Annotated in this window: 14 protein-coding genes; 4 read left to right on the top strand and 10 right to left on the bottom strand. The window is 62.1% G+C overall.

The annotated features are described in order from the left end of the window. Positions 1–42: 42 nt before the first annotated feature. Genes CK944_RS19710 through CK944_RS19680 form a run of 7 tightly spaced genes read right to left on the bottom strand, consistent with a single transcriptional unit; the run spans position 43 to position 8,933 of the window. Positions 43–1,062 carry an NAD(P)H-quinone oxidoreductase gene (locus CK944_RS19710; RefSeq protein ID WP_103174771.1) on the bottom strand — a complete coding sequence of 340 codons (1,020 nt, stop codon included), beginning with the start codon at positions 1,060–1,062 and terminating at the stop codon, positions 43–45. Positions 1,063–1,105: 43 nt separating this feature from the next. Further along, positions 1,106–3,787 (bottom strand): aconitate hydratase AcnA, encoded by a 2,682-nt coding sequence (gene acnA, locus CK944_RS19705; RefSeq protein WP_103174770.1) that lies wholly within the window; start codon positions 3,785–3,787, stop codon positions 1,106–1,108. Positions 3,788–3,798: 11 nt separating this feature from the next. Beyond that, positions 3,799–4,812: a YeiH family protein gene (locus tag CK944_RS19700; RefSeq protein ID WP_239986172.1), complete on the bottom strand. Its 1,014-nt coding sequence runs from the start codon at positions 4,810–4,812 to the stop codon at positions 3,799–3,801. Then, the gene (locus CK944_RS19695; RefSeq protein ID WP_103174769.1) at positions 4,787–5,881 is read right to left on the bottom strand and encodes an AbrB family transcriptional regulator; all 1,095 of its coding nucleotides are present in this window, start codon (positions 5,879–5,881) and stop codon (positions 4,787–4,789) included. Before CK944_RS19695 ends, CK944_RS19700 begins: the two co-directional genes overlap by 26 nt. Before the next feature lie 21 nt (positions 5,882–5,902). Beyond that, complete coding sequence (locus CK944_RS19690; protein ID WP_103174768.1) at positions 5,903–7,372, bottom strand: tripartite tricarboxylate transporter permease; 1,470 nt, start codon at positions 7,370–7,372, stop codon at positions 5,903–5,905. An 11-nt stretch (positions 7,373–7,383) separates the two neighbouring features. After that, the gene (locus CK944_RS19685) at positions 7,384–7,908 is read right to left on the bottom strand and encodes a tripartite tricarboxylate transporter TctB family protein (RefSeq protein ID WP_158248081.1); all 525 of its coding nucleotides are present in this window, start codon (positions 7,906–7,908) and stop codon (positions 7,384–7,386) included. After that, positions 7,908–8,933, bottom strand: coding sequence for a tripartite tricarboxylate transporter substrate binding protein (locus CK944_RS19680; RefSeq protein ID WP_103174766.1), 1,026 nt, complete (start codon positions 8,931–8,933; stop codon positions 7,908–7,910). The genes CK944_RS19685 and CK944_RS19680 overlap by 1 nt, the downstream gene beginning before the upstream one ends. Positions 8,934–9,022: 89 nt before the next feature. On the opposite strand from CK944_RS19680, the gene CK944_RS19675 reads away from it, so the two are divergent. The 3 genes from CK944_RS19675 to CK944_RS19665 are packed head-to-tail and all read left to right on the top strand — an operon-like array spanning position 9,023 to position 13,859. Continuing rightward, positions 9,023–10,093, top strand: a complete 1,071-nt coding sequence (locus CK944_RS19675) for a mandelate racemase/muconate lactonizing enzyme family protein (RefSeq protein WP_103174765.1) — start codon at positions 9,023–9,025, stop codon at positions 10,091–10,093. A 20-nt stretch (positions 10,094–10,113) separates the two neighbouring features. Then, the gene (locus CK944_RS19670) at positions 10,114–11,649 is read left to right on the top strand and encodes an acyl-CoA carboxylase subunit beta (RefSeq protein ID WP_103174764.1); all 1,536 of its coding nucleotides are present in this window, start codon (positions 10,114–10,116) and stop codon (positions 11,647–11,649) included. Positions 11,650–11,660: 11 nt separating this feature from the next. Beyond that, positions 11,661–13,859, top strand: a complete 2,199-nt coding sequence (locus CK944_RS19665; protein WP_205049117.1) for an acetate--CoA ligase family protein — start codon at positions 11,661–11,663, stop codon at positions 13,857–13,859. A gap of 41 nt (positions 13,860–13,900) precedes the next feature. Here the strand turns inward: CK944_RS19665 and CK944_RS19660 are convergent, their stop codons facing one another. The 3 genes from CK944_RS19660 to CK944_RS19650 all read right to left on the bottom strand — a co-directional run bounded on the left by CK944_RS19660 (position 13,901) and on the right by CK944_RS19650 (position 16,504). After that, positions 13,901–14,776, bottom strand: coding sequence for a TrmB family transcriptional regulator (locus CK944_RS19660; protein ID WP_103174763.1), 876 nt, complete (start codon positions 14,774–14,776; stop codon positions 13,901–13,903). A gap of 128 nt (positions 14,777–14,904) precedes the next feature. Further along, a complete protein-coding gene (locus CK944_RS19655) occupies positions 14,905–16,278 on the bottom strand; it encodes an acetyl/propionyl/methylcrotonyl-CoA carboxylase subunit alpha (RefSeq protein WP_103174762.1) in 1,374 nt (457 codons plus the stop codon). 4 nt (positions 16,279–16,282) lie between these two features. After that, a complete protein-coding gene (locus CK944_RS19650; protein WP_103174761.1) occupies positions 16,283–16,504 on the bottom strand; it encodes an acetyl-CoA carboxylase biotin carboxyl carrier protein subunit in 222 nt (73 codons plus the stop codon). Between the two features lie 119 nt (positions 16,505–16,623). On the opposite strand from CK944_RS19650, the gene CK944_RS24095 reads away from it, so the two are divergent. Continuing rightward, positions 16,624–17,448, top strand: a complete 825-nt coding sequence (locus CK944_RS24095; RefSeq protein ID WP_103174760.1) for a universal stress protein — start codon at positions 16,624–16,626, stop codon at positions 17,446–17,448. The last annotated feature ends 275 nt before the right edge of the window (positions 17,449–17,723 follow it).

Below are 17,723 nucleotides of genomic sequence, written 5' to 3'. Positions count from 1 at the left end.
TCGATGCCCGCGACACGCTCTAACGCACAAGATAGCGGTGCCTCAATGCGAAGCGTTACCCTCAACAGATCCACTTGGCTGCAGAAGCACCTTGCCGCGGTGCCGTGCTGCCTCCAGCATTTCGTGGGCGGCGGCGGCCTGTTCAAGCGGCAGGATACAATGCGTAACCGGACGCAGCCTGCCGGCCGCGAACAAGGGCCAGACCTGCTCCTCGAGTTCCCGGGCGACGCGTGCCTTGAATTCCGCACTGCGCGAACGCAATGTCGAGCCGGTCAGGGTCAACCGCTTCAACATCAAGGGCATCAGGTCGATCTCGACCTTCGATCCCTTGTTGAAGGCGATCTGCACGATCCGGCAGTCCGGGGCCGCGGCCTTGATGTTGCGGGCGATATAGTCGCCTCCGATGATATCAAGAATGACATCGGCGCCGCCAGCGGACCGCACGATGTCCACGAAATCCTCGTGCCGGAAGTCGATCGACCGCTCGGCGCCGGCCTCAATGCAGAAGGCGGCATCTTCCTCCGACCCGACAGTCGCATGGACCCGCAGGCCCATCGCCGCCCCAAGCTGGATCGCGGTGGATCCGATGCCGCCGGCGCCACCATGGACAAGCATCACCCCCCCCTGTGGAATGGGACCCGGGAGAAAAATGTTGCTCCAGACGGTGAAATAGGTTTCCGGGAGGCCAGCGGCATCCGTTTCATCGACAGTGTCCGGCACGGACAGACAATGGGTGGCGTCAACGGCGACATAGTCCGCATAGCCGCCGCCATTGGTCAGCGCGACCACCCGGTCACCCGGCCGCCACCGTTGCACGGCATTGCCGATGGCGACGACCTCACCGGACACCTCCAGACCCAGAAGATCCGATGCTCCTTTCGGAGGGGGGTAGTGGCCGCGACGCTGAACCAGATCCGGTCCGTTGACCCCCGCCGCCGTGACCCGGATCAGGACCTCGCCGGGCATCGGTTCCGGGACCGGGCGGCGCCCTGGAACCAGCACGTCCGGCCCTCCGGCCTCGCGCATCTCGACCACGGCCATGGTTTTGGGCGTCTGGTTCATATCTTGCTCCATCAGGTTGTGCTGTCTTGGATCCGCAGACGGGTCAGGCCGCCCGGCTTCGATCGAGGAAGGCGGGAAGGATGCCGCCCTTGCGGATCATCTCGATCTCGGATTTCGCTGTAATGGCAAGAACCCCCTTGACCACCGTGGCCAAACCGCCTTGGCGCTGCACCGAAAGCGTTACGGGCCCACGCACCGCAAGCCCATTTGGCAGGACGATGTCGATCAGGTCGCGGGGACCGATTGCCAGGTCATGTCGCGTGACGCCGCTGGGCAGCACGATCGGCAGAACCCCCATCCCGACAAGATTGGAGCGATGAATCCGCTCGAAGCTTTCCGCGATCACCGCCTGGACCCCTAAAAGGCGCAGGCCCTTGGCCGCCCAGTCCCGCGAAGAGCCGGCGCCATAGTCGCGGCCGGCGATGATCACCAGCGGCGTTCTGTTCGCCGAATATGCCTCGGCTGCCTCGAACACGCTGACCAGCTTGCCATCCGGCCCCCAGGCAAAATTGCCGCGGCGTTCCGGAACAAGTTCGTTCCGAAGCAGGGGGTTGTCGAACATGCCGCGCAGGCAGATTGCGGGATTGCCCCGGCGGGCACCATAATTCCCCAGCTTGGCCGGATCGGCACCGGCGGCGGCCAGGGCCTTGCCTGCCGGGCTGTCGGGCTGGATCGCGCCGTTCGGCGAGATGTGATCTGTGGTGATCGAGTCACCCAGCACAAGAAGTGCCCGCGCCCCTTGCAGCGGCTGTTCGAGGTCAAACGCCGGGCCGAGCTTTGGAAAGGGCGAGGGGCGAATGAAAAGGCTATCTGCATCCCATGGAAAGCGAAGGCCTTCAGGCGCCTCAAGGGCTGCCCATTCCTCCGTCGTCTCCATATCCTGGCCGTATGACCGTTGAAACATTTCGGCCGTCACGAAACAACGCACGTGGGAGGCGACTTCCTCCGGGTCCGGCCAGATGTCCTTCAGAAAGACCGGGCGTCCTTCAGGCCCGAACCCCAAGGGATTCCGGGCAAGATCGCGCGCAACGGTGCCGGCCAAGGCCGCCGCGATGACCAAGGGGGGCGAGGCAAGATAGGCCCCGGCGATTTGCGGGTGAATCCGGCCCTCGAAGTTGCGGTTGCCGGACAGAACGGCAAAGGTGCAAAGGCCCTCGTCCTCGATCCTCTGCGAGATATGCTTGGCAAGGGGACCGGAATTGCCGTTGCAGGTGCCGCAGCCATATCCGACGATGTGGAACCCCAGTGTTTCGAGCGGACCATCCAATCCGGCGGATGCCAGGTAATCCGTAACGGCGCGCGATCCCGGCGCAAGCGAGGTCTTGACCCAAGGCTTCGGGCGCAGCCCGGACCGGACCGCATTCCGGGCAAGAAGGCCCGCTGCCATCATGACCTCGGGATTGGAGGTATTCGTGCAACTGGTGATGGCGGCAATCACGACTGCGCCATGTCCCAGCGCATCATCATCCTCAGGGCGCGCCGCAGCGCCGGACATTTCCACGACGCGTCTGACCACGGATGCTGGCACGGCGCCAAGCGGCACCCGATCTTCTGGTCGAGTCGGTCCGGCCATCGAGGGTTCGACCTGGCCAAGATCGAAGACATGCTCCTCGTCAAAGGCAAGGTTTTCTGGGTCGCCAGATTCCTGCCACAGCCCCTGAGCACGCGCTGTCGCTTCGACCAGCCGAAGATGACCCCCATCGCGTCCAGTCATTCGCAGGAACTCGATAGTCAGGCCGTCGATCGGGAAGAACGCACAGGTTGCGCCGTATTCAGGGGCCATGTTGGCAATGGTCGCGCGGTCTGCAAGGCTCAGGCCTGCGACGCCGGCGCCGTGGAATTCGACAAAGGCACCGACCACCCCGATATCGCGAAGAAATTGCGTCATGTGCAGGACCAGATCGGTCGCGGTCGTGCCCACGGGCTGCGATCCGGTCAACCTGATCCCGACGATCCGCGGGGACGCGAAGACCAGCGGGACACCCAGGATCGCCATCTCGGCCTCGATCCCTCCGACGCCCCAGCCTAGCACCCCCAGTGCGTTGACCATGGTGGTGTGACTGTCGGTGCCGATCATCGTATCGGGCCGCGCCACCTCTGCATGGGGGCCATGCAGTGCAGCCACATGGCTTAGCCATTCTAGGTTGACCTGATGCATGATGCCGCGGCCGGGCGGAATAACGCGGACATTGCCGAAGGCGCGGCTGCACCACTTGATGAACCGGAACCGTTCGTGGTTGCGCTCCATTTCCAGCTTGCGGTTCAATGCCATCGCTTCTGCATTCCCGGCGAAAAACACCGTAAGCGAGTGGTCCACGACGAAATCGACCGGGATGGCCGCATCGGGAAAGCCCGACAGCCCCCCAGCCTCGGCCACGGCATCACGCATCGAGGCCAGGTCGGCGATCAGCGGGATACCCATGAAATCCTGCAGTAACGCCCGCTGCGGCGCGAAGGTGATCGGGACCGTGGCGTCACGACCGATCAGCGCCTCGATCTGAACGCGCGCTTCGTCACGCGGCAACCGGTAGAGAATGTCCTCGATCATCACCCGCAGAGAGCGCGGCTGTTCCCGCGTGCCGGGGATGCCCGCCGCCTCAAGGTCCAGGCAGGACGGCAAGCCCTGCCCTAAGGGCCGCAGCAAGTCGGGATTGGCGCATGGCGTTGTCGAGACGTGATGCCCCGGCGTGACTGTCGGCTTCAAGGTATCGGTCGGGGAATGCATGTTACCTTCCCTTACAAGATTGCGAAAAGGCCGGTCGCGACCGCCCCAAGAAACAGGGTCTGCATCAAGATGATCAGCAGGTGGCCAGGACCGCCTTCGAACATCGCCTGAAGCGAGGTCTTGATACCCAGCGCCGCAATCGCTGCGACAAGCAGCCACCGCGAGGCATCCACCATAGCGGTCTGCAAGAGGGCGGGGATCAATCCGGCGCTGTTGATCGCAAGGATCAGGACAAAGACAAGGGCAAAGACCGGCATGGGCGCGCGCGCCTCGGAATTCCGGTTGACGGCGAAGGCAAGCGTCAGGACCACCACCGGCAGCAGCGCCACACGCAGCAGCTTGACCAGGGTGGCCGCGTCGCCAGCCTCGGCGGAGACGGCATAGCCCGCGCCCACGACCTGCGCAACATCGTGAATCGTCGCGCCCAGCAGCACGCCTATACCTAGGTCGTCGAACCCAAGCCCACGAAACAGGATGGGATAGATGATCATGGCCAGCGTCGACAAACCGGTCACGGCGACTACGGTCATAAGGGTATCGCGTTCGTCGTCCTTGCCGCGCGGCAAGACCGCCGAGATGGCAAGTGCCGCGGAAGCACCGCAGATTGCCACCGACCCCGCCGTCAGCATGCCGAAAGACCACCGGCGCCCCGCCAGCCGAGCCAGTGCGACGCCGAAACCGATTGTCGCCACAAGCGAGACGGCGACCAGGATCACAGGGGCGGCCCCCAGTTCCGTCATCTGCACGAATGTTATTCTTGCGCCCAGCAGGGCGATGCCGACCCGAAGCAGCTTCTTTGCGGTAAACTCGATCCCTGGCGCTGCGCGAGCATCCGCCGCAAGGAAGTTGAGCGCCATGCCAAGCAGCAGCGCGAACAGCATCACTGGGGCGCCATAGTGTTCGTTCAGGAAGGTGGCGGCTGCGGCCACGACAAAGGACAGGACCACACCCGGTGCCAGCAGCTTGGTCCGCGAGCCGTAGCGAAGACGAGAACCGCGCCTATCGGTTTGAAGGTCCATCGTCATCGCGCCCCTTCCCCCTGCCAGTGTTGCACGGCGCGACCTGCAGGGGCTGTGCCCGGCCGCGCCCGAATGTCAGCGTATGGACCGGCAGCGCAAGAAGATTGCCGCCCAAGCCGCGCGCCACCTGATAGACCGCGACAAGGGCCGCATCCACGCCCACCACCTGGGCCGTTAGGACCATTTCGGCCGTGCCGCCGGTTGCCGATGCCAGCAACATCAGCGAAGGGTCGAAATCCAGCAATGCAGCGGCCGTCAGCCCCACGGCTGCCATGATGACGCCGTTCAAAAGCAGCACCATGCTCCCCGCCAGAAGGGCGCGGGGCAATCGGCCGACCGTTGCGCGACGAAACCGCGTACCGAGGCTGAGTCCCAGCAGGACTTGCGCCGCCGCCAGCAAGGGCGCGGGTTCCCGAGCAGCAATCAGGCCGGATGCCGAAAGGCCTGCAACGGCGACCATCGGCGCGACGACGAAAGCGCTTGGCAGGCCCACCCGGTTGCCGATCAGTCCAGCTGCAAGTCCCGCCACAAGCGCCAGGATGAAGTGGCTGTCCAACGCACCCGGCGGCTTGGACACTGCCGACCCGTCCGCCCCGTTCAAGCCATAGATGATCAGCGGCAGGATCAGGACGACCAGAAAGACCCGAACCGCATGCAATGTCGCCACCGCGCCGCTGTCGGCACCCTTGGCATAGGCAAGATCGGCCATTTCGGAAATGCCCGCCGGCACCAGGGCGAAATAGGCGGTGCGTTGATCCAGCCGGCTCGCCCTGACCAGCAGAGGCACCATTAACCGCCCAAGCAGGATCGAGATGGCGACGAATAGCGGCACCAGAACCAGATGAGGACCGATCCTTTCGAACACGGCGGCGGTCACCGTCAGCCCGACCGAAACGCCCACCACGGCCTGTCCCGCCCGATACAGGCTGCGCGGGACCGACAGCGCCCCGAGGGACAGGTTGATCACCGCCGATGCGATCGCCGAGCCGATCAGCCAAGCCAGTGGCATTCCCAGCCGCGACGCTGCCCAGCCGCACATGGTCCCAGCCACTGCCGCACCAAGAAGCTTGATCATACCTGTGTTTCGTACATGGACTCACGCCGCTTTCTTCCTAGAAAAAAGCGGCGAGATCAGAATCGCTAATGACAGGAGCAGCAAACCTGCGGTGATAGGCTTCGTCAAAAGGTATCCTACGCTCTCATTTCCGGTGATCATCGCGCGACGAAGACTTGCCTCCATCATCTCGCCAAGGACCAAGGCCAGAACGATCGGGGCAGGATGGATGTCTGCCTTACGCAACAAATAGCCGATAACACCGAAGATCCCCGTGATCAGCATCTCGAATGAGTTGTTGGCCGAGGCATAGGCACCCAGCATGGCGATACTGGTAACCAGCGTCGCCACAATCGGTCTAGGCACCTGCGTCATCCGCACCCACAGGGGCACCCCTGCAAAGCCGATGACGACCATGACGGGTATGCCGAGGAACAGCGCCGCAAAGATTGAATAGGGCACCTCGGGGTTGTTGGCAAACAGCATCGGACCGGGCTGCAGGCCCTGGATCGTTAGGCCCCCGATCAGCACCGCAGCGCTTGCCGAACCGGGGACACCCAACGACAGGAGGGGCGCGAGCGCGCCGGATACGGCAGCGTTGTTGGCTGACTCGGACGCTGCTATCCCCTCGGGATTGCCGCGCCCGAAGGTTGCCCCGGTCGGAGACAGCCGCTTTGCCACCCCATAGCTGATCAGCGATGCAATGGTGGCGCCTGCACCGGGAATGACGCCGACAACATAGCCAATTACCGATGATCGCAGGATCGTAGTCCGGAAAGGCCAGATTGTTCCCAGAGAGATATCCAGCGCTGACTTTGCCCTTGTCTGCACAGTCTTGCGGTTCCCTTCCTCGATCATCAGGAACACTTCGGACAAGGCAAAGAGGCCAATCAACGCGGGCAAGAACGGAATGCCATCAATAAGCGCAAGATGGAACACGAAGCGCGTGTCACCAATGATAGGATCAATACCGATCGTGACGATTGCGAGGCCGAACACGAGGCCGATCAAAGACTTTAGGGCCGAACTGGTGCTGAGAACCGCGATCAGACTGAGACCGAGGACGGCAAGGGCAAAATATTCCGACGGGCCGAACGCAAGTGCCGCTGATGCCATCGCCTGCGCAGTCACCACTAGAAACACGATGCTGATCAGCGCACCAACCGTTGACGACATGATTGAGATATTCAGCGCTTTGCCCGCCTCTCCACGCTGGGTCATGGCAAAACCGTCAAAGGCCGTCACGGCCGAGGCAGGCTGGCCCGGAGCATTGACCAGGATCGCGGGAATGGCACCACCATAATCCGAAGCCATATAGATCGTGACCAGCATGACGATAGCCGCAATGGGGTCCATGCCGAAGGTAAATGGGATCAGCAGGGCCATGCCGATCGAAGAGGTTAGTCCAGGCATTGCGCCCACCACATAACCGACTAGGATACCCGCCCCGATCCCGATCAGGCCATTCAGCGTCAGGGCAAGCGCGAACCCGGTGAAGATATTTTCGATCATCTCAGGACCACCTATGGCAAGGGCGTGCCGAGAGTCATCTCGAACACGAAACGCGCAAGCGCCAGCACCGTGACAATTGCAATGAGATAATGGGTCCAACTGCGGGCACCCGCTGCCCAGATGAAGGCAGGCACCCATACAATGGCCGTCGTGTAGTAGCCGAAGCTGTCGATCGCAGGCGGGAAAATCAGGATCAGCGCCATGGCCAGAAGCACCTGAAGCGGCCTGTCGACCTCCACTTCCACCAGGTTGCTGGGACTTCTCAGGGCCAGCACCGTGCCAATGGCCGATAGGACCACAAGCAACCCACCAGCGATTGCAGGCACTGTCCCTGGATCGATGGTCCGCCGAGGGTCTCCCTCAAGTCCCAGCCCCCCGATTAGGAATGCCAGCCCCGTCGCAGCAAGCCCCGCATAGACGATCAGATCATAAACATAGGCTGGCAAACCCAGCCTCGGCACGAAGGGCGTAGCAGCTAGCTTGGTGGTATGCTCTGGCCCAGCCTCTGACGCTTTCGTTCCCGACTGATTGCCCATTACTGAGTCCATTGTATGGTAAGCTCGTTCTGCGCATCCACGAATGTGCGGAATTCCTCCGGCGGCATGAAACCAGGGACGAGTTCCGAATCGGCGACGTATTTCTGCATCGCCGGAGTGGCCATCACCTTTTCCACGACGTCGCAAAGTGCATTCTGCAATTCAACAGGCGTTTCAGGCGGCATAACCACGCCGCGGAACTGCTGCCAGTTCGTATCCACGTCGAAGCCCGCTTCGGCATAGGTTGGAGCATCGGGCAGCATCTCGAGCCGCTCGTCGGCCATCACGCCGATGACGCGCAGGGTTCCAGCCTCGACATGCTGCCGCACCAGACCCGGATAGGCGATGACAAGCTGATTGTGACCGCCTAGCGTGGCAACGACCCCGTCGCCCACACTGTTATAAGGCACCCAGTTGATTGCACCCTCGTCCAGCCCGGCGGCTTCGACGAACATCATCCACGCGACCTCGCCGCCCGAATTCTCGCCGAAGCCGGCAATGGAAAGGCTGCCCGGCTGCTCTTGCGCGGTCGAGACCAGGTCGGCCAGATCCTCGATCTCGCTGTCGGTCCGGACTGCGATCAGATAAGGATCAAGCACAAGGCCGCAGGCCCATTCAACGGAATCGATGTTGAACTGTCCGGTCTGCTGGAACATCCCAAGATGCGATGCCGTGACAGAGCCGATGGTCTGCCCGTCCGGCCGGGCACGCTGCAGTTGCGCCACCTGTCTTGCTCCGCTTCCCCCCGAACGGTTCTCGACAATGACGTTGACGCCCAGTTCCTGCTGAAGCCCTTCGGCCAGCCGCCGCGCCATCACATCGGTCGCCCCTCCCGGCTCGACGTGAAGGATATAGCGGATGTCGCCTTTGGGCCATTCCTGGCCAGCGGCGGGCAGTGCAAGCGACAAGGCGCAACCAGTGGCCAAGGCCACAAAACGCATGCCTAGCATATTGATTCCTCCCGGTTCTTTTTGACGTTCCCCGTCTTCGCCGTCGGAATAGTCTTGCCAAGCCGGGGCTGACATGTCACACGATAGATGGCAGTAGTAGCTATTGCAACAACTAATGTGACCCACTTTCGGGCACAGGATTGCAGGGTTCGGAGACCGCGCACATGGCGACAATCACCAAAATCTCGGTCAGGCGGCTCAATCTGCCGCTCGTTCGTCCCTATCGGCTGTCCTACCGGACCTTTGAGGTATTTGAGCCTTTCCTGGTGGAGATAGAGGACGCCGATGGTCGGACCGGCTTTGGCGATGCCCATGTGTCGCCCGGTTCAAGCGCCGAAACGCGCGAGGGGGGATGGGCCTTTTTGACGGCGCAGGCGCGTGCGGCCATCGGCTGCCGACCAGAAGATGCAAAGGCTTCCATCCTGGATGTTTCGGACCAATCGAAGGTGGCCGCGACCAGTCTTGTTGCCGCAATCGAGGTGCTGGAGAATCATCCGGCTTTGACTGCGAGCGCCCCTTCCGCCCTGCCCCTGCTGGCCCCGCTGAACGCGACCGAGGCGGGGGCAATCCAGGAGGAAATTGACAACGGCACCCGCGCGGGCTTTCGCACCTTCAAGGTAAAGGTGGGCAAGGATGTCCAAGCCGACCTGGACCGGGTGCGGGCGGCGCAAGTGGCGGCACATGGACGCGCCACCCTTCGACTGGACGCGAACCGGGCCTTTTCGCGCGAGGACGCATTGCGGTTTGCCGACGGGCTGGATCCATCAGGGATCGAACTGTTCGAACAGCCCTGCGACGCCGAGGATTGGGACGCAAATGCAGCTATCGCTGCCGCGTCACCCGTGCCGCTGATGCTGGATGAGCCGATATCCTCGCTGGCCGACATCGAGCGTGCCGGCGCAATCCTGGGCGTCGGGTTCTGCAAGCTCAAGCTCAAGCGTTTCGTTTCGCTGGACAGACTTCGCGACGGTCTTGAAGCTGTGCGCACGCATGGCATGGAGCCCGTGCTTGGCGACGGCTTGGGCAGCGAGGTCCATTCATGGCTGGAAGCCTGCGTCGCCCGCACCACCATTCGCAACGCTGGCGAGTTCAACGGCTTTTTGAAGCCGCGCGACCGCCTTTTCTCGACCCCGCTCCGTTTCGAGAACGGGGCAATTCATCTCGGCACGGCCTCGCCTCGCCTCGACCGCGCAACGGTCGATCGGCTGACCACCGAGCATGTCACCTACAGCTGAATTCCAGGGAGAGTTGACCAATGCCTCATGAAGCCATCCTCGCCGAGCTTGACCGCCGGCGCGAGGCTGCTCGCGCAATGGGCGGCGAAGACAAGCTTACACGCCGCCGGGAAAACGGCCAGTTGAATGCCGAAGAACGCCTTGCCGCGCTGATCGACAAGGACAGCTTCTACGAGACCGGGCTTCTAGGACGGTCGAACTTTTCGGCCAAGACGGCCGAGAAAAGCCCAAGGGATGGCAAGATCACGGGATTTGCCCGGATCGACGGACGCGACGTCGGCGTCGTCGTGAACGATTTCACCACCATGGGCGCCTCGACCGGCGGCACGAATTCGAAGAAGATGGGCTATATCCGCAAGACCTGCACGGAAAAAGGCCTGCCCTTCGTCCATGTGGGCGAATCGACCGGCGCCCGCTTGCCCGATGCGATGGGTTCGCGCGGCATGGGCACCATGCTAGGCAATGACACCACCCAGTTCCGCCGGATGCGGGACACGCCTTGGGCGGCGGCCGCGCTGGACACGTCCTTCGGTTCGTCCGCGTGGATGTGCTGCTGTTCCGACTTTGCGGTGATGAAGAAGGGCTCGATCATGTCGGTGTCGAGTCCGCGCCTCGTGTCTATGGCAATCGGCGAGAAGGTCGATATGGAGGAACTGGGCGGCTGGCGCCTTCATGCCGAGCAGACCGGGCTTATCGATCACTTCGTCGATACCGACGCCGAGGCGATGGAAGTCATCCGGCAGTTCCTGTCCTATATGCCCAGCCATAACGGCGAATTGCCTCCGACAGCGGCGGTCACCGAAGGGTCGGGGCAGGACCAGGAGCGGATCCTCGACATCCTTCCGGAAGCACGCACCCGCGTCTACAACATGAAGAAGATCATCGAGGTGATCTTCGACGCCGGATCGGTGTTCGAGATGAAGGCCCGCTTCGGCAAATCCGCCGTCGTGGCCTTGGCCCGCCTTGACGGAAAGGTGGTCGGCGTCATCGCGAACAACCCGCAGGTGGGCGGTGGCGCGCTGTCGGCCGAAGCCTGCCGGAAGATCGTGGATTTCACGGTCCTCTGCGATAGCTTCAACATTCCCATCGTCAGGCTCATGGATACGCCCGGCTTTGTCGTCGGCACCGATGCCGAACGCCGCGGCGCACCGGGTCACATCATGAATTTCATGAATGCCACCTGCCTGACCACCGTCCCGCAGGTGACGGTCATCTGCCGAAAGGCCTATGGTCGCGCCTATGTCGCCATGGGCGGCGGCGCCCATAACGACACGATGATCGCCTGGCCGATGGCCGAAATCTCTTTCATGGATCCCGTCTTCGCCACCAGCATCGTCCACAACCGCAGGCCCGGCGATGAGGGCTTCGAGGAAGCACTGGCCGAAATCCAGAAGGATCTGGAGGTCTGGGATATGGCCACGATCTTTTCGGCCCATGACGTGATCAAGCCCCAAGAAACCCGCGCCAGCCTGATCCGCATCCTCGACATCCATCGGCAGCGGCGATCGGGGGGCATCGGCCAGCACCTGATGCGGACCTGGCCCACCAGCCAATGAGGGAGACCCTGATGCTTGACAGCACACCGGAACAGATTATCGCCCGCGCCCGTAGCGAAGGACGAGCAGCCCTAGACGAAGCTTCCGGCAAGGCCCTGCTTGCGTCCTTCGGCATCCGCACGCCCCATTCTACGGTCGTTCCCGATGCCGAGGCCGGTGGCCGCGCCGCCGGGCAGTTGCAGGGTCCATTCGTGGTGAAGGTGATCTCGCCCGATATCCTGCACAAATCCGATGCTGGAGGGGTGGCGCTGCATCTTGCCGACGCCTCCGCAGTCGAGGTGGCGATCCGCGAGATGACCGCCAAGCCCACTATCTCTGCTGCCACAGTCGAGGGATGGCTGGTCGAGGAGATGATCCCGCTGGGCCGCGAGATGGTCATCGGGGGGCTGAACGACCCCGAGTTCGGCCCCATGATCATGGTCGGCCTTGGCGGGATCTTTGTCGAGCTGCTGCAGGACGTGTCCTTCCGTATCTGCCCGATCAGCCGGAATGATGCCCGCGCGATGCTGGATGAGCTGAAAGGGGTGGCGCTTCTTCGCGGTGCCCGTGGCGAGGCTGCCGTGGACGAGGACGCACTTGTCGATGCCATGCTGGCCTTGGGGGGTGAAGACGGCATCCTTATGCGATTTGCAGGCCAGATCGCCGAGGCCGACCTCAACCCCATCATCGTTTCCGCCCAGGGTGCTGTCGCGGTCGACGCAAGGTTCATCCTTGCCGCCGAAGAAGGTGGCAGGGCCACGAGGCAAGACAGCTTGCCGCCTGCGCGCGAAACCTTCCGTCCGCTTTTCGAGCCGAAGACCATCGCCGTCCTGGGCGCCTCGGCCAAGGACGTGCAGATCGCCAACACCTTCATCCGGCGTCTCAAGGACTTTGGCTTTCAGGGATCGATCTATCCGATCCACCCGCAGGCCAGCGAAATCGAGGGCCTGCCCGCCTATCCTTCTATGGCCGATACGCCCGAACCGATCGATTACGCCTATGTCGCAATCGGCGCGCAGCGGATCCCCGAGGCGCTTGCCGCAGGACGCGGTCGTTGCCGCATTGCTCAAGTAATTTCATCAGGGTTTGGTGAAATCGCCGAAGGGCGCGCCTTGGAGAAAGAGCTTGTCGATACTGCCCGCATGGCGGGAATTCGGGTCGTGGGTCCGAACTGCCTGGGAACCTATTCGCCGCGCGGCGGGCTGACCTTTCCGTCGAACGCTCCCAAGGAACTTGGGCGGATCGGGGTCGTCTCTCAGTCCGGCGGACTTAGCACCGACATCATCAAGCGTGGCCAATGGCGTGGCCTGCGTTTCAGCGGGCTGGTGACGATGGGCAACAGCGCCGACGTCAAGCCGCATGAACTGGTCGAATATTACTTCGACGACCCGGAAACACGCGCCGTTGGTCTTTACATCGAGGACGTCCGAGAGGGCCGCGCCTTCTTTGACCTGCTTCGCAGCCATCCCGCCCCTAAGCCTGTCGTGATCCTGAAAGGCGGGCGCACCGCGGCCGGCCGCGAAGCCGCGACGTCGCATACCGGGGCACTGGCAGGAGACAACCGCGCATGGGAAGCCTTGGCGGCCCAGCTTCCCGTTGTCTTGGTATCCTCGGTCGATGACTTCATCGACGCACTGCTGGCCTTGCAGCACTTCGAGCTTCGGCCAGGAAAGCCAACGCGGTCGGTTGTACTGTTCGGTAATGGCGGAGGCGCGAGTGTCTTGGGAACCGACGCCTTTGCCGATCATGGCCTGGCAGTCAGGACTTTCGAGGGCGAGACTCTGGCCCGGCTGGAAGCGATGGGACTGCCGCCCGGCACCAGCGTCCTCAACCCGATCGACACCCCGGTTCGCACGCTTCAGGAAAAGGGGGGGCTGATCGCACGCGACATCCTGAATACAGTGCTCGACCATGCCCGGCCGGATGCGGTGGCAATCCATCTCAATCTGGCCGCCTTTGTCGGGCGCGGCTCTGTCGATCCAATCGGCAATCTGTTCGCGATGATCGAGGAGGCCGTCCACAATCATCCCGGAACCTCGCACATGGCACTTGCCTTGCGCAGCGATGGCTCTCCTGAACTGGACGACACGCGACGCGCCTATCGCGCGCGTGCCGCCGCCATCGACCTGCCGATCTTCGACGAGATCCCGGCGATGGCGCAGGCGCTGTCGGTGGTCGGTCGGCTCGAGGCGGCCTTGGCACGCCGCGCCGCGAATGGCACAGCCACCTGACCCGGACGGGCGCAGGCTGCGCCCGTTCTTTCCGTTTCTCGCTACAAGCCGGTTTTGGACCGGAACGACTGCGCCTGATCAGGGGTGAAGCAAGCCAGGCGAAGATCGCGCAGATAGGGACCGAACTCCGCATCGATCTGCGGTCCGAACCGCATGAAGATCTCGGCCATGTAGAAGTCGTGGCGGATCAGCGACTCGGCTAGGTTCACGATCGGCTTGTTCCGCGTATGAACCGCCTGCGCATCCCCCGAAAACCTGGCCGTGACCATTTCCTCATGATCGGCGGCAATGGTGAACAAGTTGTCGGTGCTGCCCATTCGGACACCGTTTCCCTCGTGAATGAAGGTGCGGCACCGTGGACCGAAGGTGAAGCGTTCGGCGTCCGGTCCGAACACGATGATCAGCATCTCTAGCCCGCGCTCTCCGGCAACGGTAAGACTGTCGACATGGCGCGCCAGGACATCGTCCGGGGCCTTGATCATCAGCATCTCGCGGGCATTCTCGATGATGAATTCGATCTTGTCGTGAACGGCCCGGTCCCCGGCCAGTGACCACACAAGCTGGTCGTCGATCGGTGCCGCAAGATTCGAAAGCTGCACGCTCAGATCGTCGCAGATGGTGCTGGTCTGACGGGCAATCGTCCCCAGAAGATCCTTGGGCTGCGCGGCGGCAAAGCGGGTCGGGTTTTCGCTGACGGCCATGACGGCGCCCCGCTGGGCAAGGCATTCCAACGCGTTATAGGTGTTGGGACGGGGCACGCCTGCATGCTTGGACAGCTCATAGGCCGTGCCCGGTTCTCCCTGGCGCAGAAGTTCGATATAGATCCGCGCCTCGTAATCGGTAAACCCGAGACTGCGCAGACCGGAAACCAGACCGTCCGGTATCGTTCCGGTGCTGAGTGCTAACTTACTTGCCAAATCCTACCCCCGGCATTCATGGACCAGCGTTCATCGAAAGGCCTTGGGATCGCCGGACGCTGTTGGTTGGCATAAAGGCTTGGCCGCCAAAAGTTCAAGGCGATTGCTTGAACCGGCTGATGATCACGTCAGATCGAAACCGGCTCGGCCGTAAGAGCTTTCAGGTTGTCATCGACGAAGTTCGTATAGACATCGCCCCGGGAAAACGCCTCGTGTTCCAGACAGGCGATCAGAAAATCGCGGTTCGTGTGGATGCCGTCGATCCGGGCCGATCGAAGCGCCTGCAGCATGGTCTTGCGCGCGGCCTGCCGATCCGGTCCATGGGCGATGATCTTGGCAAGCATCGGGTCATAGTATTGCGTCACCGTGTCTCCGGACCGGTAGCCGCTTTCGATGCGAACCCCGGCGGGAGCGCGGGACAGATCGAAGCAGGTCAGATGACCGGGCGACGGCATGAACATCTTGCGCGGGTTTTCCGCATAAAGCCGACATTCGATCGCGTGCCCCCTTGAGCAGATCTCGTCCTGGGCAAGCCCCGTCAACCGGCCACGCGCAAGGTCGATCTGCATGGCAACCAAATCGCGATCCACAACCATTTCTGTTACCGGATGCTCGACCTGGATGCGCGTGTTCATCTCAAGGAAGAAGAAATCGAAGGTCTCGGCGTCGACGATGAACTCGACCGTTCCGGCGCCTCGGTACTTTGTCTCTCGGCAAAGCGCCAAGGCCGCTGCGGCCATCGCGGACCGAACCTCGTCGGGCAAGCCGGGTGCCGGGCTTTCTTCGATCACCTTCTGGAACCGGCGCTGGAGGGAACAGTCGCGCTCGAACAGATGCACGGCATTCCCATTCCCAAAGCCAAAGACCTGGATCTCGACATGGCGAGCGCGCGGCACAAATCGCTCCAGAAACACCGCACCGTCGCCAAAGGCCTTCGCTGCCATGGATTGCGTGGCCGCAACCGTCTGCTCAAGAGTCTCGGGCCGGTCCACGCGGCGCATTCCGATGCCGCCGCCGCCGGCCGATGCCTTGACTAGCAACGGATATCCAACTCTGTCGGCTTCGGCCTCGATGCCGGCGGTGTCGCCCAAGGCAAAGCGCCGGCTGCCGGGCACAACGGGCACCCCTGCCCTTTCAGCCAGGTCCCGCGCACGCTGCTTGTCGCCCATGGCACGTAGGGTGGCAGCATCAGGACCGATCCATGTCAATCCCGCCGCAGTCACCGCTTCCGAAAACTCGGCGTTTTCCGACAGGAACCCATAGCCCGGATGAACGGCGTCGGCGCCTGTAGAGATCGCAGCCTGAATTGTGCGGGAAATATCCAGATAACTGTCGCGTGCTGGCGGCGGACCGACCAGAACGGCCTCATCGGCGGCAGCGACATGGGCTGCGGCCCGGTCTGCTTCGGAATAGACGGCAACCGTCCGCAGCCCGAGATCCCGGGCCGAACGGAATATGCGAAGGGCGATCTCTCCCCGGTTCGCGACCAAGATCGTCTTCATCGGATCAAACCTCTATGCGGGCAACAACTGTTCCCTCGGTTACCACGTCCTCCTCGGAGGCTAGGATTTCAACCAGCACCCCGTCTTCGGGACAGGCTACCGGGATCTCCATCTTCATTGATTCAAGGATCATGATGGGATCGTCTTCCTGAAGCTTCTGTCCCACCTTTCCTTCGATCTTCCAGACATTCCCGGTAATTTCGGTTTTGACATCAATGATGGGCATGGAGACTCCGAAGATGATTGTGGCGCTTGACTTCTAGACTATACTGCCGTGATAGTAGTTGCAAGTGCTACTACTCTTTCGCGCTGAATGAAACTTGCTGCCCTAGGAGAGTGAAAGACATGGCCCTCAGAAGCATTCTCGCAATCTATAGCGGCGACGCCGCAGGATCGGGCGGCCTAGGGTTGGCTGTTCACATGGCAAGAAAATATGATGCCTTCCTGACTGGTATTGTGTGGCGCGGCCCTAGTCCGCTGGAACAGCGGTTCCAGCGCTACATGAGCAAAGAGATCGTTGACATGCTTGCCGCACGAGACGCTGAAGTGGTCTCGGAGGTCCGGGACAGTTTTCTTGCACGTATCGAAGCCGAAAACCTGCAGGATAGGGCGAAGTTCATCGAGATCCGGGATGGCGGCGAATTCAGCATGCCCGCCTGTGTGCGAGGCTATGATATCGCGGTGATCGGCAACAGGGCAGCAGCTGTTGGAAGGGAGCATTTCGCGACTCGCCCGGACGTCATCGCCCTTCGCAGCGGAAGACCTGTGGTGATCGCACCTCCGCATCTCGACCTCGCGAACATTGGCACTCGCGCCCTGGTCGCTTGGGACGGGAAACGGTCTTCGGCACGCGCGCTAGGTGACGCACTACATATCCTCGCGACGAAGGAGCATGTAACCGTGTTGAGTGTCGGCACTGCCCTGCCAGCAGTCCCAGGGGATGATGTTGTCACCTTGCTGGGCCGCCACGGCATTTCAGCCACCCAAGTTGTTCGGCCCGCCGGATCGGGCGGCATCGCACAAACCATCCTGGAAGCCTGCCACGAGGTCGGGGCTGGCCTGCTGATCATGGGCGCCTATGAGCACAGCAAATTCACCGAAGATTTGCTCGGCGGCGTCACGCGAGAGATCCTGGATACCGCAACGATCCCGGTACTAATGTCCCACTAGAGCATATCGCGAACTATGAAATTCAGTATTTCCAGACTGCGCCTGGCGTGACTCTCTTCTGCTAAGACAGATGGAGATTTCAGATGGGCAGGCCAAATCCAGTAGAGCTTCGGACCCGTATTACTGGCTACGTGGACGAAGGTCGCGTGTTGAGCGTCAACCACCTTGTTCTTCGTATTGCCACATGAAGATATGTTCCCGAGTGGTTGTTGTCGCTTCGCCTGGAATATTGCCAGCCAGGGACCCGCGCGCGATGAGCGTGGATCTGCGCGGCA

The sequence above is a fragment of the Paracoccus sp. SY genome (assembly GCF_002901215.1).
Classification (GTDB): domain Bacteria; phylum Pseudomonadota; class Alphaproteobacteria; order Rhodobacterales; family Rhodobacteraceae; genus Paracoccus; species Paracoccus acridae.
This window is presented reverse-complemented; position numbering and strand designations above follow the sequence as displayed.

Coding starts and splice junctions, on each gene's coding strand:
- CK944_RS19655 (WP_103174762.1), bottom strand. CDS start 16,278: ATGAAGACGATCTTGGTCGCGAACCGGGGAGAGATCGCCCTTCGCATA.
- CK944_RS19700 (WP_239986172.1), bottom strand. CDS start 4,812: ATGACGATGGACCTTCAAACCGATAGGCGCGGTTCTCGTCTTCGCTAC.
- CK944_RS24095 (WP_103174760.1), top strand. CDS start 16,624: ATGGCCCTCAGAAGCATTCTCGCAATCTATAGCGGCGACGCCGCAGGA.
- CK944_RS19695 (WP_103174769.1), bottom strand. CDS start 5,881: ATGATCAAGCTTCTTGGTGCGGCAGTGGCTGGGACCATGTGCGGCTGG.
- CK944_RS19675 (WP_103174765.1), top strand. CDS start 9,023: ATGGCGACAATCACCAAAATCTCGGTCAGGCGGCTCAATCTGCCGCTC.
- CK944_RS19650 (WP_103174761.1), bottom strand. CDS start 16,504: ATGCCCATCATTGATGTCAAAACCGAAATTACCGGGAATGTCTGGAAG.
- CK944_RS19670 (WP_103174764.1), top strand. CDS start 10,114: ATGCCTCATGAAGCCATCCTCGCCGAGCTTGACCGCCGGCGCGAGGCT.
- CK944_RS19710 (WP_103174771.1), bottom strand. CDS start 1,062: ATGAACCAGACGCCCAAAACCATGGCCGTGGTCGAGATGCGCGAGGCC.
- acnA (WP_103174770.1), bottom strand. CDS start 3,787: ATGCATTCCCCGACCGATACCTTGAAGCCGACAGTCACGCCGGGGCAT.
- CK944_RS19665 (WP_205049117.1), top strand. CDS start 11,661: ATGCTTGACAGCACACCGGAACAGATTATCGCCCGCGCCCGTAGCGAA.
- CK944_RS19680 (WP_103174766.1), bottom strand. CDS start 8,933: ATGTCAGCCCCGGCTTGGCAAGACTATTCCGACGGCGAAGACGGGGAA.
- CK944_RS19690 (WP_103174768.1), bottom strand. CDS start 7,372: ATGATCGAAAATATCTTCACCGGGTTCGCGCTTGCCCTGACGCTGAAT.
- CK944_RS19685 (WP_158248081.1), bottom strand. CDS start 7,908: ATGGGCAATCAGTCGGGAACGAAAGCGTCAGAGGCTGGGCCAGAGCAT.